Origin of the sequence: Psychrobacter sp. UBA3962 (assembly GCF_002385225.1) — a bacterium.
In the GTDB taxonomy this organism is placed as follows: Bacteria; Pseudomonadota; Gammaproteobacteria; order Pseudomonadales; family Moraxellaceae; genus Psychrobacter.
In genome coordinates, this window is the sequence record NZ_DGDC01000045.1 from 1 (window position 1) to 13,171 (window position 13,171).

Sequence of the window (13,171 nt, forward strand, 5' to 3'; positions counted from 1 at the left end):
ATTTTTTAGAATTGGTATAAAAACTATTCGGTTAAAAAGGGCAAAAATTTATGCTTCCCAAATCTGCAAACTCTGCTTCTGTCTTTGAACTTTCTGCGTCTGCAGTACAGGATTCTCATGGTCATTATTTAGCCGATATCGAAGGTATTGAAGCGGCTAAAACAGAAGACTTTTACTACATGAATTTGGCGGTAGAAGAGGCCAAAAAAGGGCTGTATACCACTCGGCCGAATCCCGCAGTAGGCTGCGTTATAGTTAAGAGGGGCTTAATTATAGGATCTGGTTTTCACCCCAAAGCAGGACAGCCTCATGCAGAAGTATTCGCTTTAAGAAATTCTATACAATCAGTGGTAGGGGCAACGGCTTATGTGACCTTAGAACCTTGTAGCCATACTGGAAAAACCCCACCTTGTGCCGAAGCACTAATAAGCTCTGGAGTGAATAGAGTAGTGATAGCAGGCTTAGATCCTAACCCCAAAGTAGCGGGTCGAGGCGTGACTATGCTATTAGAGGCGGGTATAAGCGTAACGGTAGGGGTCTGTACTGAGCAGGCAGAGCAGCTGAATTTGGGCTTTTTGAAATCTATGCGTCATAAGATGCCTTATGTCAGACTAAAGATTGCCAGTAGCTTAGATGGTAGAACAGCAATGGCCTCTGGAGAGTCTAAGTGGATCACGGGCCCAGCAGCGCGTGAAGATGTACAGAAGCTGCGGGCCTTAAGCGGCGCTATTATCACTGGCAGCCAGACCGTTATTGAGGACAATCCCAGCCTAAATGTACGCTCGAATCAGTTGGGTGTACCGGCAGATAGCGTGCCACAGCCAAGAATTGTAGTCCTAGATAGAAGACAAAGACTCGATAAAGCACAGTATAAGATCTTTGAGACGCCAGATACTCTATTGTGGACTGAATCGGACCTAACTGAATTATTACATAAGCTGGTTACTGAGTATCAAATACATGATGTACTTGTTGAAGCGGGCTCTCAAGTCTCTGGAAGCTTTATTGAAGCCGGTTTAGTGGATGAGTTGATAGTGTATCAAGCCCCTTGCGTATTGGGTCACAGTGCTAAACCCATGCTTACAGTTGATATTGAAAAGCTAAGCTGTCAGCGCCGTTTTCAATTAATAGACTGTGCTCAGATTGGCACAGATCTTAAACTCGTTTATAAAGCAAATTAAGCTTGTTATTTAGTCAACTTTTATCGAGTATTTCTCAATTTGGGTTTTAAGTAGTTAATGAGTCTATTCTAAAAGTAGGTGTCACAAGTGTTAAGAGGTATGTGGAGGTTTTTAAAGTTATCCACAGTTTTAAAATTTTATCCCCGCAATAATTTACGGTTTATCGATGTTCCACATGGAACTGTGGATTACTTATGTTTCACATGGAACTGGTTTAAAGGTGTTATTCACTGAAAGTTATGAAAATAAAGGGTTCCACGTGGAACTGTGAGTAAGGTGGCTAAATTTTTAGTTTTAAATAAGGTTGTGGATAACTATAGAGCCAACCCCCTTTATCTGCATTTTAAGCAGCGGTTTTAAAAAGTTATCCACAATTGGTTTTTATTTTATTTATCTGGGTTTGGGTGTTTATCATCGTCCAATGTCATTTAGTTGTGGAACGTTTTTATTTAAAGAAAATAAGTTGGAGTAGGTATGTTTACAGGTATTATCGAAAGTACAGGTACTTTAAAATCTATTACGGAAGTGGGCGGTGATGTGCGTCTAGTTATTGAATCCGATAATTTGGACTTTAGTGATGTCAAGCTAGGTGACTCTATCGCCAGTAATGGTATTTGCTTAACTGTGGTTAATATAGATGACAACAGTTATGCAGTTGATGTTTCACGTGAAACTCTGGCTAAAACCGCCATGGGTAATTGGCAACAAGGCGATACCTTGAATTTAGAAAAAGCCATGTTACCAACCACTCGCTTTGGAGGTCACATGGTATCGGGTCATGTGGATGGGGTAGGCATCATTGAGGTAATGACTGAAGATGCGCGTTCTATTTATATAGAAATCTCAATTCCTGAGGCATTAAAAAAATACGCAGCAACCAAGGGCTCAATTACCGTAGATGGGATTAGCTTGACCACTAACCTGGTTAAAGACAATATTGTTTGCTTAAATATCATTCCACATACCGCTGAGGTGACCAATATTGGTCGTCACTGGAAAGTGGGTGGTCCAGTGAATATCGAAGTGGATTTGATTGCGCGTTATCTTGAGCGTTTGACGAGTGTAGGTGCTGAATAAGTCAGCCTTGGTAATATAAACCATTATAAATCGCTACGGTCTGTGAATGATTTTATCTGTTATTAATAGGTTGGCGCCCCTGAAAGCCCTTCTTACAGCTAAGGAGGGCTTTTTTAATGGTTAATAATTGATTGGTTTTTGAGGCTGATTTTCTGGATAAGAGGTTAAGCGAACACGATTTACACCAATCAATGTAAGCCACGCTTTGCAGATAGTTTTTAGTTTAGTGAAAGGCTACCCTAGGTTTCATGGCAGGAAGATCATAATTTCACTATAATGAAACAAAGGTTGGGCTAAGCTTAGATTATCTGCTATCCCACTTAACTTTATTATCTATATATCGAATAAAAATTATGAGTATTGAAAATCAGTCTTCTTCTAAACAACGTGTTATTTTCGCCGGTACTCCGGAATTTGCAGCTATTAGCCTAAAAGCCCTTATTGAACAGCAACAGGCGCTCAATATTGAGATTGTTGCCGTGTACACTCAGCCAGATCGTAAAGCAGGTCGCGGTCAGAAGCTAACAGCTTCTCCAGTAAAGCAATTGGCGCTTGAGCATAATCTGCCGGTTGAACAGCCGCTCACTTTTAAAAAGTCGGTGGAGGAGGGGCAAGCCGCTCGTGAAACCCTAGCGAATTATCAGCCAGACATTATGGTAGTGGCCGCTTACGGTCTTATATTGCCAATAGGGGTGTTACAGACCCCAACGCATGGTTGCTTAAATATTCATGCTTCGTTATTACCCCGTTGGCGTGGTGCTGCCCCGATTCATCGTGCGTTACTGGCTGGTGATGAGCGTACAGGCATCACCATTATGCAGATGGATAAAGGTTTAGACACTGGCGATATGCTTTATAAATTAGCGTATGACATCGCTGCTGACGAAACTACGGCAAGTTTGCATGACAAAATGGCAGAACTGGGCGCTGAGGCCATTACTACTGTATTAAAAGATTTGCCTAGCTATCAGGCTAAGGCTGAAAAGCAAGACGATAGTCTGGCCAATTATGCTGAAAAATTAAGCAAGTCTGAGGGTGAAATTGACTGGACTCAATCGGCTGAAATGATTGAGCGTCAAATACGAGGTATGCATCCCTATCCTGGCGCCTACACCTTCTTGGCAGATCCAGAGGGTAAAAGTGAGCCGAAGCGAGTTAAGGTGCTGGCTGCATTAGCAGTGAATCCGTCACAAACCACAGTAGCACAGCCTGGTACAGTAATAAGTGTTGGCAAGAACGCCATTTTAGTCGCTTGTGGTCAATTAAATAACGATTCTAATGCCGAAGGTACCACATTACGTTTGACTCAACTGCAGTTCGCGGGCAGCAAGCCAGTGACCGCTGAGCAGGTGTGTCATGGCAATCAGCTGGATGATGGCGATAAATTTGTTGCCGCAGCCGAGTAGCTTTTATATATAGTTTTTTAGCTAGGCTATTAGCTTATAAAATCCTTATATTACTGAACTTACCTAGCATGAGATGAACAATATGACCGTTAATCACTTTTGCATCGTCTGAAGATAAAGCCAGTCGATACAAAAAAGATTACCAGTCCCTTGTAAACATTGAAAACCCTATAGTTACGTCAGTTCAGTTATATTAGCCAAGCCCGTATAAAGGCAAGAAAAAAAGTTTTATAGAAATAAAAGCCATAAGTTTTAAACCAACCCATCAAACTAACCATATACCGTCATTATTAGGCATTCATTTAAATGAGCAACAAACCAAGTAACACTACTCCAAATAAAACCCAAAACAAAAACGTCCGTGTCGCGGTGATTAATACCTTGTTATCTATTCAACAAGGGCAGTCACTTAGCAGCCTGCTAGATCCTTTATTAAACAGTTTAAATGGCGATGACAAAGGGTTTGCTCATGCTTTATTGCTGACGACTTTGCGTCATTGGCATGCGACTGCACGCCTATTAGACAGTTTAGCGGACAATCCGATTGATGAGTTGGAAGTTCGCACTACCATTCAGCTGGGCATCACTCAGCTGCTCTATCTTAATGTTGCTGACCATGCCGCCATTCATGAAACGGTAGAGGCAGTGAAGCACATTGATTATGCTCGCGCTTCAGGGTTGGTCAATGCGGTGCTGCGTAAAGTGGCCAACAATCCCAATAAGTTTCGTAAAAAAGCCAACAGAAACCACAGCCTGCCTAATTGGCTAGCTCAGCAGTTGAAAGCGGATTGGCGAGAGCATTATGATGAGCTGACTCAAAGTTTGCGTCAGTCTGCTCCAATGTTTTTGCGGGTGAATGGTCTGCAAAGTGACAGTGAAAGTTATTTATCACAGTTGGCTGAAGCAGAAATAGACGCAGAATTGGTGTCGCTTGAAACCTCAATAAAAACGGGCGATGCGGATGAGTCGGTTGAAATTAAACAGCAATTAATAGAGCTGATCGACAGTGTGCCGGTCAGTCGTTTACCCGAATTCGAAGAGGGCATTGCTAGCGTACAAGATGCACATGCTCAGTTGGCGGCCCCGATCATTCAGTCTTTATTAGAAAATAAGTTAGCAAACCGCGAAGGGTCTGACTCAATCCGTTTATTGGATGCCTGTGCAGCACCGGGCGGCAAATTGGCACATTGGCTTGAATTATTGGGCGTACAAGAATCTGAGCAAACTGGATTGTTTCACGTGAAACAGGCTGAGGGTCAAGATAATCCTATAAGCAAAGTTGAGCTGACGGCTATTGATAACGAAGCACCACGTATTACTCGTATTTTTGAGAACTTAGAGCGTTTACAGCTTCCAATGCCTATTGTGAACAGCAAACTACATTTGGATATTGAGTGCGTTGATGCCACCAGTTGGCAAGCTCAACCAGACAATATAGACGCTGATTCAGGATTCGATGCGATATTGTTGGATGCCCCTTGTACTGCAACCGGGGTTATTCGCCGTCATCCCGATATTACCTTACTGCGTACTGAGGAAGATGTGCAACATACCGCGCAGTTACAAGAGCAAATCTTGGATAACTTGTGGCCACAGCTAAAAGTAGGGGGCTATCTCTTATACGTTACTTGCTCGATACTAAAGCAAGAAAACGTGGAGCAGATGCAAGCGTTTCTAAAACGTCATAAAGATGCAGTGGCCGTAGCATTTGATAACCGACAGACCAACTGGGGCATCGAGCAAGCGGTGGGTCGTCAGTGTTTGCCGGTTTATAAAATGACTGAAGCCTTAGAGCCGATAGCTGTGGATCAGGATATCGAGCAACAAACCACTGTACCAGCTGCTGGTGGCGATGGTTTTTATTATGCAGTGCTGAGAAAAGTGTCTACTTAAAATGAACTAAACCCCAGAAGTTGGACTCAACTTATGGGGTTTTTTATAGAGCTAATGACGCTAAGCTATGGCCGATTAGCTAAAATATTTGCTTATCCCTGACTCTAATACTTCTTTGATCTTGCCTTTTAACGGTTTGGCTAAAAAGCCTAATTTTGCTTCAAATCGTAATTTATTGGCATCCAAAGTGGCTTTGCCATCAATACCTTTACGGCTGATGGTGACCTTATCTTCATTCTCGCCTTCCACATAGGTGGCATCAAGACCAAACTTTTCTTTGGAACTCTCAAGCCACTTTTTAGCTTGCTCACGGGCTTTGCTAAATTCTAAATTGTGTTCTTTTTCGATTTCAATATCTGCCATGGTGCTATTCCTTTGTTATAAGTTATTGGATGATTAAATGAATCTCTAGACTGACTATTATTAGTCAGACGTAGTAAAGTAGTTATATCATTAAATGGTATGACTAACAAATGAGTTGTGTAGTGTGGCTGATAGCTTTAAGTGACCACTCTTTAAGTTTATAAAAGGTCAGTGAACTGCAAAACTGAGGTTTAAAATCACTTCAAAAACCAATAAGCCGTTTATTTGATATGGCTTATATTTAAAAATATGCTACTCTTTTTATACTATAACTTTATATGATTCTTTGACAGGACAAGACATGAAATATATCAGTACCCGTGGTCAAACCGAGCCGATGGACTTTAGCGATGTGTTGTTGATGGGTTTAGCCCCTGACGGCGGTTTGATGCTACCAGAGAGCTATCCGCAAATTGATTCGGCTACCCTAAACGAGTGGCGTAAGCTGAGCTATCCACAGCTAGCATTTGAAATCATGCGCCTGTTTGCCACCGATATTGATGAAGCGGATTTAAAAGACATTATCAATCGTACTTATACCAAAGAAATTTTTGGTAGCGATGAGATTGTACCCGTACGCCAATTAAAAGATGATTTGTATATTTTAGGCTTATCAAATGGCCCAACGTTGGCCTTTAAAGATGTGGCGATGCAGTTTTTGGGTAATGCCTTTGAGTATGTGTTAAAGAAAAAAGGCAAACGCTTAACTATTATTGGCGCCACCAGTGGGGATACCGGTAGTGCAGCCGAATATGCCTTACGTGGTAAAGACAACATCGAAGTATTTATGATGTCACCGCATGGCAAAATGAGTGAATTTCAGCGTGCACAAATGTACAGCTTAACCGATGCCAATATTCACAATATCGCCATCAAAGGCATGTTTGATGATTGTCAGGATATCGTTAAAGCACTACAACAAGATGCTGATTTTAAAGCCAAATATAGCTTAGGTACGGTTAACTCAATCAATTGGGGTCGTATCCTAGCGCAGATTGTGTATTATTTTAAAGGTTACTTTGCTGCCACTGAAAATAACGATGAAAAAGTGAGCTTCTGTGTGCCCTCAGGTAACTTTGGTAACATCTGTGCTGGTCACATTGCCCGTGAAATGGGTCTGCCAATTGAGCGCTTAATCGTTGCTACTAATGAAAACGACGTGTTAAATGATTTCTTTAACCAAGGTGTTTACACTCCGCGTCCAGCTGATAAAACTTATGTGACTTCTAGTCCATCGATGGACATCTCAAAAGCGTCAAACTTTGAGCGTTTCGTATACCTATTGCTTGATAAAGACAGTAAGCGAGTAAATGAGCTGTTTGATGGAGTCAAGGCAGGTAAAGGTTTTGACTTATCAGACGTATTAGACGCAGTCAACAACCGTTATGGCTTCGCTGCGGGTAAATCAACGCATCAAGATAGATTAAATACCATCAAAGCGGTATACGAAAACTATAACGACTTGATTGATCCTCATACGGCCGATGGGGTGAAAGTAGCGCAAGAGTTACAAAAAGAGGGTGAGGTAATCATCTGTGCTGAGACCGCATTACCGGTTAAGTTCTCAGAGACCATCTTTGAAGCTGTGGGTGAGATTGAAATTGAGCGTCCTGAGCACACCAAGGGCTTAGAGTCATTAGAGCAACATGTGACTGTGTTGGATAATGACGCCAGTTTGGTTGCTAATGAGATCAAAGCGGTGGTTTCGCCTATTTAACGGGCTAGGGTAAGTTAATTGGCTAAGATAGGAGCTGTTTAAATATTTAGCTTTATTTTTACCTTTATCTTTATCTTTTAGCTTAATTTAGACCCGTTTGATTTAAAAAACCAGCAACTTTGAGTTGCTGGTTTTTTTATTTATCGCTTATAAGTTTGATTTATTAGATAGATTAACTGCTTTATTAGTTAATATTTACTTTATACTGTTAGGAGAGTTGGGCAAATTAAGCCACCTGTTTGATATAAATTCATTATTTAAGGCGGCTTTATGCCCACAGCTGTACAGCTTGAAGACACTGTTAAAAAAGACTCAGAGATAAAATCGAGCCTAACTGAAGAGCAGCGTGCCAGTTTGCTGTTATGGCAACGGGTAAACACCTCCTTGTCTGCCTATTATAAACTGGTCACTCATTTTGAGACGGCCCAATCGGCACTGCAAGCAGGTATGAGTCAGTGGCAAAATTTAGGCATTCATAAAAAGCATCTTCAGCGCCATAAGCAAGCCAGTGCTGATGAAGATACGCAGTTTATCACTCAGCTTGAGCAGCGTATGGCAGCTGGTGAGTTCCAGATGTTGTTTCAGCAAGATGTAGACTATCCACAGCAGCTTTTAGGCTTGTTTGATCCGCCACCCTTGTTATTTTATCGGGGTAATAAGCAGCGCTTGAATCAAGCACAGATTGCCATTGTCGGTAGTCGTAAGCCGACAAAAAAGGCGCAGCGTTTTACCTTTGATATGGCACAGTATCTGGCAAAATCCGGCTTTATTATTTGTAGTGGTTTGGCTCAGGGTGTGGATGCTCAAGCACATTTGGGGGCGTTATCTCAGCCTGCTGAATATGCAGGGCGTAGTGTGGGTGTGATGGGTACCGGTATTGATGTGTGCTATCCCAAACAGCATCAGGCCTTATTTGAGCGGATGATTGGGGAGGGCGGCTGCATTATCAGTGAGCTTTTTCCTGGGACACCACCGCACAAGCATACTTTTCCTAGGCGCAATAGAGTTGTGGCTGGGCTTTGTTTGGGTACCGTTGTGACCGAAGCGGCCCTACAAAGTGGGTCATTGATTACCGCTCGGCTAACCTCAGAGCAAGGCAAACAGGTTTTTGTGCTGCCCAGTGATATCGATAATATTAATGCTCAAGGTTGCCATCATTTGATTCGTGAGGGCGCGACCTTGATCTATCATCCTGATCAAATCATGAGTGATTTATGTCATCAGCTGCTTGCCCCTGCAGTGATATCAGATGCCAAAGATGATTCAAGCGGTTATAACGAGCACTCAAGTCCGAACTCTTCTTTCTCTGATAGCGCCGCTACACCTAATGATAACGAGAATCTTATTCTAAAACCGCAGAAGTCTGTTACTATTTCTGAACACCTACAGCCTTTGTGGGTACATATCCAATTTGAGTTGCAGGATTTAGATGCGCTAATTGCCAAAACTAAACTAGATACCGCCACCTTATTAAGTCAGCTGATGGAGCTTGAATTAGGCGGGGCTATTTGTGAAGAGGGCGGTCGTTATCAGCGTCTTTAAATGTTCTTTCCTGTTTTTATTTTTCTTATTAATCTTTTTAAATATACCGTTTATAAACCGTCTATTGTGTCAACGAAGCTGTAAATTATGAATTCTACTATCGAGCCAAATGGTGCTATTACCACAAGTCCTGAGCAAGCTGCAAACTGGTTAAAGCAAGGTCAGCTTCTGGCTTATCCCACCGAAAGCGTTTGGGGTATTGGCTGTGATGCTTACAACCAAGTTGCCGTTGAGCAGATATTGGCCATAAAAAACAGGCCAAGCGAGAAGGGGATGATAGTAGTAACTGATAGTATTGAGCGCATTAAGCCGTTATTACAACAGTTACCACAACAGCGTCAGCAGCAAATCATAGCCAGTTGGTCGCAGCAAGCCAGTGATGAGATTGGCGCTAATAGCAGACAGGCACACACTTGGTTGTTGCCGCTAAAAGAGGCTCAATTTAAGAATCAAAGTAAGCCCGATGATAAAGGGATAGCTGAAGTGCCTTATTGGATTACTGGCAAACATGATTCGATTGCTATTCGGGTTATTGCTCATCCGTTAATCGTTCAGCTGTGTGAGCAAATGGTCAGCAGCACTAATCCCTATGGGCTTATTGTCTCAACCAGTTGTAACCCATCGGGAGAGACGCCCGCCAAGAGTTTTGAGCAGGCGTATGCTTATTTTGGACAGGATATAGCTTATCTACAAGGGGAAACCTTGGGGTATATTTTACCGAGTCAAATCAGTGATGCGTTAAGCGGGCAAGTTATTCGCTGATTTCAGCGGTTAATTTTCCCGCCCAGCTTGAGTCAAACAGCGCCAGAGCTTTACCACAGTCACAGAATTCCATTGCCGTTTATTTGATAACACAAGGATGAGATATGAATATTTTAATTAGTGGTGGTTCCGGCTTCATTGGTCAGGCCTTGAGCCGATATTTACAAGGTGACCTAAACACCTCAAATCACTCAAGCACTCAAAACACTAGTGCCAATATAACTTGGCTGACTCGAGATACCAATCAGCCACATCCTGATTCAGTCAGTTTGATGAGCTATGAGCAGCTGAAAACCACCGAAGCCACTTTTGATGTGATTATCAATCTGGCCGGAGCAGGGATAGCGGACAAGCGTTGGAGTGATGAGCGTAAACAGTTACTCATGCAAAGTCGGCTAAAACCCACCCAGGCTTTATTAGACTATATTGAGCGCATTGCAAATAAACCTAAGCTGTTATTAAGTGGCTCAGCGGTAGGGTGGTATGGGGCTCAAGGGGATAAGGTGTTGGATGAAACCAGTGGTTTTGTCGATGATTTTGCCCATCAGATCTGTGCCAGTTGGGAGGAGCAAGCCAGTCTTACCACCCAGTTTGGCGTCCCTGTTGCCATAGTGCGTACTGGTATTGTGATTCATCCTAAAGGGGGAATGATAGCCAAGTTGTTGACTCCTTTTAAAATGGGTGTGGGAGGTCAGTTGGGCAGTGGCGAGCAAATAATGAGCTGGATTAGCTTACAAGATTGGGTACGTGCAGCCATTCTCATTATTGAAGAGCAATTGAATCAAACTCCCAAGGCGGTTGAGAATGTGAGAATATATAATTTTACTTCTCCAACGCCAGTTTCTAATAAACAGTTTACTAAGCAGCTAGGTGATTGGTTAAATAGACCTACCCTGATGACTTTACCCGAATGGTTATTAAAACTAATGTTTGGGGAAATGGCCACTCTACTGATTGACGGACAAAAAGTCTTGCCGACTACTTTATTGGATTTAGGTTTTGAGTTTAAGCACGAGACCATACAGCAAGCGTTACAACAGCAAAGCTAGGTAAGGGTATTTAAAGTTTCACGTGGAACAAGCTATGGATATGGTTTTTTGTTCCACGTGAAACATAGAGGACAGTTTTTAATTAAATCGGCGGTTAGTAAAGCGATCAGTTAGTAACGAGTTAAGTTGTTTTTTCTTAGCTCGACACGAATGGCAAAAATAACCGCAGTAAGCGTGGCTACTAATAGCGATAAAATCGCCCCAGTAAAGATAGTATTAAGTAAGGCAAAGAAGAAAGGATGGTGGTTCTGATTGATACCTAGGTAATCATCGGTAATACCTACTGAAATAATGCCTGCCCACAGCTCGGGTGCAATTGGCCACCCAAATATCAAAAATATATGCAAAAACTGCAGACCGGCTTTAATGAACACACTACGACGTAGGGCATTGTGCAACTCGGTGTAGCCCCGCTTAAGTAAATAAGCATCGAGCGAGCCATATATCAGAATAAATATTGCAATACCCAGCAGCATCCCAGCAAAAGCTGACGGAATCGGATTCACTAGCAAACTGCCCCAAGTAAAGCTGGCTAAGGCATTAACTAATACCCAAAACCCCCAAAATAACCAATGATTCTTCATTTAGCGCTCCAGCCCTTAATCAATAACGTCCTCCACAATAATGTACCCGTATACTATTAATGTACTGAAAGGGTTTTACCGTCTGAGTCTTTAGGTAAGTCTGCTAGGCATACTATGCTTTCATTACTAATGCCACTGACCAAGAACTGATCTGAATCGGCAAAGTATTGCACTACTTCTATGGGCGTATACACCAGCTTTTGCGCCTGATCTACCACCCAGACGTAGCCTTTGATAGGGCTGTTTGGACGGGGTCTTTTTTTGGTCAATTCTTCAACATTGGCTTCATGAATAGCACTTCTCGGCAAACGAACCCCAAGCTCAATTTGACCATATTCAATACTCATTGACGCTTGCATCCCTGGTTTTAATAAGGCCTTGCTGTTCTCACCCGCTACCAGGGGTGCATGGACCAGCAAAGTATCCGATTTAGGATCTGGGGAAATATTACTGATTTGACCGGTAAACTCTTTTTGTAACTCATGAACGGTAAAATAAACGGGTTTACCAACGGAAAGCTGAGACTGAGTCGATAGCGGCAGCTTACCTATAAGCTGTAGCTTTTGTGGGTTGGCCACGGTAATCACCGGAGAGGAGGAGTTACTTTCCTCTGAGTCAAGCTTGCGCGCCTCTTCACTCTTATTGTTGCCATTGGTGTCTTCAGTATCTTTTGTTATAGAGCGATCTTCATTGGTTTCATTGGCCATAGAGACTTTGGTAATACTGCCACTAATGGGTGATTTTAAAACCAAAGTTACCGGCACTAGCTTCTCTTCTTGTTTAGAGGGGGTATCTGATGTCGAGTAAGAAGTGCTTTTAGTACCACTGATTTGCACCCCATCGACATATACTTCTAAAAACTTGTTGCTGATAAAAGGGAGCTTGCTTTCACTGATCTCACTTTCAATTTTGGCTAAAACCTGACCTTGTTCGACCTTATCGCCTTCTTTGACTTCAATAGAGGCAGACAACACAGGATAGGAAGTTGTCACGTCGACGTTATTAACAGGAATTAAAGCCCCCTCTAAGTTATAGCTAGGCTGATAACGCTCAGGTGTACTGGTTTGTACCAGTGAGTTATCAACTTTCACCTCATTTTCAAACACTTGGACCAGTGCCTCAGGATTAGAGGCAGAGTTTGAGTCACATCCGACTACGGCCAAGGTTGTTGCCATAGCAAAAATCATTGCTTTTAAATAACGTTTAGAAGACAAAGATTTATTATTGGCGTTATGAATCAAAGGCGATGACATGACTGAGGTCCTATAGTGGTCGAGAGATTAGTGGTCGAAGTCTAAAATAGTTATTGGGCTACGAAGCGAGTAAAAGTAATAAAAAATAATGATAAAAAAGCAAGTATATAGTGCATTTTAAGGCATCAACCCCATAAAGTTGTTAGTGGATTGTTTTAAGTTTGTGCTTAGGGCTTGAAATTTATCCCTATAACCTTTATCAACCACTAAGAATATAAAAAAAGTTCCTTAAAAAATACAAAATAAGGGCTTACCTATAAGTCACATAGTTAACCCCTATAATTTAACTTAGATAAGCAGTTTAATAATTTATAAAATTCACAGCTAAAATAAAGCTTTTATAA

General features: G+C 42.1%; 11 protein-coding genes. 8 read left to right on the top strand and 3 right to left on the bottom strand.

Annotated features, from left to right (window positions below; translation table 11 throughout):
- Nucleotides 1-50: 50 nt before the first annotated feature.
- From ribD to B3S92_RS10620, 4 genes are all read left to right on the top strand, one after another.
- A complete protein-coding gene (gene ribD / locus B3S92_RS10605; RefSeq protein WP_349678960.1) occupies nucleotides 51-1,181 on the top strand; it encodes a bifunctional diaminohydroxyphosphoribosylaminopyrimidine deaminase/5-amino-6-(5-phosphoribosylamino)uracil reductase RibD in 1,131 nt (376 codons plus the stop codon).
- A 474-nt stretch (nucleotides 1,182-1,655) separates the two neighbouring features.
- Nucleotides 1,656-2,258, top strand: a complete 603-nt coding sequence (locus B3S92_RS10610; protein WP_077451415.1) for a riboflavin synthase — start codon at nucleotides 1,656-1,658, stop codon at nucleotides 2,256-2,258.
- A gap of 353 nt (nucleotides 2,259-2,611) precedes the next feature.
- Nucleotides 2,612-3,664: a methionyl-tRNA formyltransferase gene (fmt, locus tag B3S92_RS10615; RefSeq protein ID WP_296205857.1), complete on the top strand. Its 1,053-nt coding sequence runs from the start codon at nucleotides 2,612-2,614 to the stop codon at nucleotides 3,662-3,664.
- A gap of 306 nt (nucleotides 3,665-3,970) precedes the next feature.
- Complete coding sequence (locus B3S92_RS10620) at nucleotides 3,971-5,557, top strand: transcription antitermination factor NusB (RefSeq protein WP_296205859.1); 1,587 nt, start codon at nucleotides 3,971-3,973, stop codon at nucleotides 5,555-5,557.
- 75 nt (nucleotides 5,558-5,632) lie between these two features.
- On the opposite strand, the gene B3S92_RS10625 is transcribed toward B3S92_RS10620, so the two are convergent.
- Entirely contained in the window at nucleotides 5,633-5,920 is a 288-nt protein-coding gene (locus tag B3S92_RS10625) for a polyhydroxyalkanoic acid system family protein (RefSeq protein WP_201528156.1), read from the bottom strand.
- 301 nt (nucleotides 5,921-6,221) lie between these two features.
- Between B3S92_RS10625 and thrC the strand changes: the two genes are divergently transcribed.
- From thrC to B3S92_RS10645, 4 genes are all read left to right on the top strand, one after another.
- Nucleotides 6,222-7,637, top strand: a complete 1,416-nt coding sequence (thrC, locus tag B3S92_RS10630; RefSeq protein WP_296205864.1) for a threonine synthase — start codon at nucleotides 6,222-6,224, stop codon at nucleotides 7,635-7,637.
- Nucleotides 7,638-7,907: 270 nt separating this feature from the next.
- Nucleotides 7,908-9,179 (top strand): DNA-processing protein DprA, encoded by a 1,272-nt coding sequence (dprA, locus tag B3S92_RS10635; RefSeq protein WP_296205866.1) that lies wholly within the window; start codon nucleotides 7,908-7,910, stop codon nucleotides 9,177-9,179.
- An 87-nt stretch (nucleotides 9,180-9,266) separates the two neighbouring features.
- Nucleotides 9,267-9,941 (top strand): L-threonylcarbamoyladenylate synthase, encoded by a 675-nt coding sequence (locus tag B3S92_RS10640; protein ID WP_296205869.1) that lies wholly within the window; start codon nucleotides 9,267-9,269, stop codon nucleotides 9,939-9,941.
- Nucleotides 9,942-10,045: 104 nt separating this feature from the next.
- Nucleotides 10,046-10,990, top strand: coding sequence for a TIGR01777 family oxidoreductase (locus B3S92_RS10645; protein WP_296205872.1), 945 nt, complete (start codon nucleotides 10,046-10,048; stop codon nucleotides 10,988-10,990).
- 110 nt (nucleotides 10,991-11,100) lie between these two features.
- On the opposite strand, the gene B3S92_RS10650 is transcribed toward B3S92_RS10645, so the two are convergent.
- Both B3S92_RS10650 and B3S92_RS10655 read right to left on the bottom strand, forming a co-directional pair.
- Nucleotides 11,101-11,574 (bottom strand): hypothetical protein, encoded by a 474-nt coding sequence (locus B3S92_RS10650; RefSeq protein ID WP_296205875.1) that lies wholly within the window; start codon nucleotides 11,572-11,574, stop codon nucleotides 11,101-11,103.
- A 56-nt stretch (nucleotides 11,575-11,630) separates the two neighbouring features.
- On the bottom strand, nucleotides 11,631-12,827 hold the full coding sequence (locus B3S92_RS10655) for an efflux RND transporter periplasmic adaptor subunit (protein WP_296205877.1): 1,197 nt from the start codon (nucleotides 12,825-12,827) through the stop codon (nucleotides 11,631-11,633).
- Nucleotides 12,828-13,171 lie beyond the last annotated feature (344 nt).

What these genes read in the sequence shown, in the direction of transcription:
- B3S92_RS10620 (WP_296205859.1), top strand. Translation starts at nt 3,971, where the DNA reads ATGAGCAACAAACCAAGTAACACTACTCCAAATAAAACCCAAAACAAA.
- B3S92_RS10625 (WP_201528156.1), bottom strand. Translation starts at nt 5,920, where the DNA reads ATGGCAGATATTGAAATCGAAAAAGAACACAATTTAGAATTTAGCAAA.
- B3S92_RS10645 (WP_296205872.1), top strand. Translation starts at nt 10,046, where the DNA reads ATGAATATTTTAATTAGTGGTGGTTCCGGCTTCATTGGTCAGGCCTTG.
- B3S92_RS10640 (WP_296205869.1), top strand. Translation starts at nt 9,267, where the DNA reads ATGAATTCTACTATCGAGCCAAATGGTGCTATTACCACAAGTCCTGAG.
- ribD (WP_349678960.1), top strand. Translation starts at nt 51, where the DNA reads ATGCTTCCCAAATCTGCAAACTCTGCTTCTGTCTTTGAACTTTCTGCG.
- dprA (WP_296205866.1), top strand. Translation starts at nt 7,908, where the DNA reads ATGCCCACAGCTGTACAGCTTGAAGACACTGTTAAAAAAGACTCAGAG.
- fmt (WP_296205857.1), top strand. Translation starts at nt 2,612, where the DNA reads ATGAGTATTGAAAATCAGTCTTCTTCTAAACAACGTGTTATTTTCGCC.
- B3S92_RS10610 (WP_077451415.1), top strand. Translation starts at nt 1,656, where the DNA reads ATGTTTACAGGTATTATCGAAAGTACAGGTACTTTAAAATCTATTACG.
- B3S92_RS10655 (WP_296205877.1), bottom strand. Translation starts at nt 12,827, where the DNA reads ATGTCATCGCCTTTGATTCATAACGCCAATAATAAATCTTTGTCTTCT.
- B3S92_RS10650 (WP_296205875.1), bottom strand. Translation starts at nt 11,574, where the DNA reads ATGAAGAATCATTGGTTATTTTGGGGGTTTTGGGTATTAGTTAATGCC.
- thrC (WP_296205864.1), top strand. Translation starts at nt 6,222, where the DNA reads ATGAAATATATCAGTACCCGTGGTCAAACCGAGCCGATGGACTTTAGC.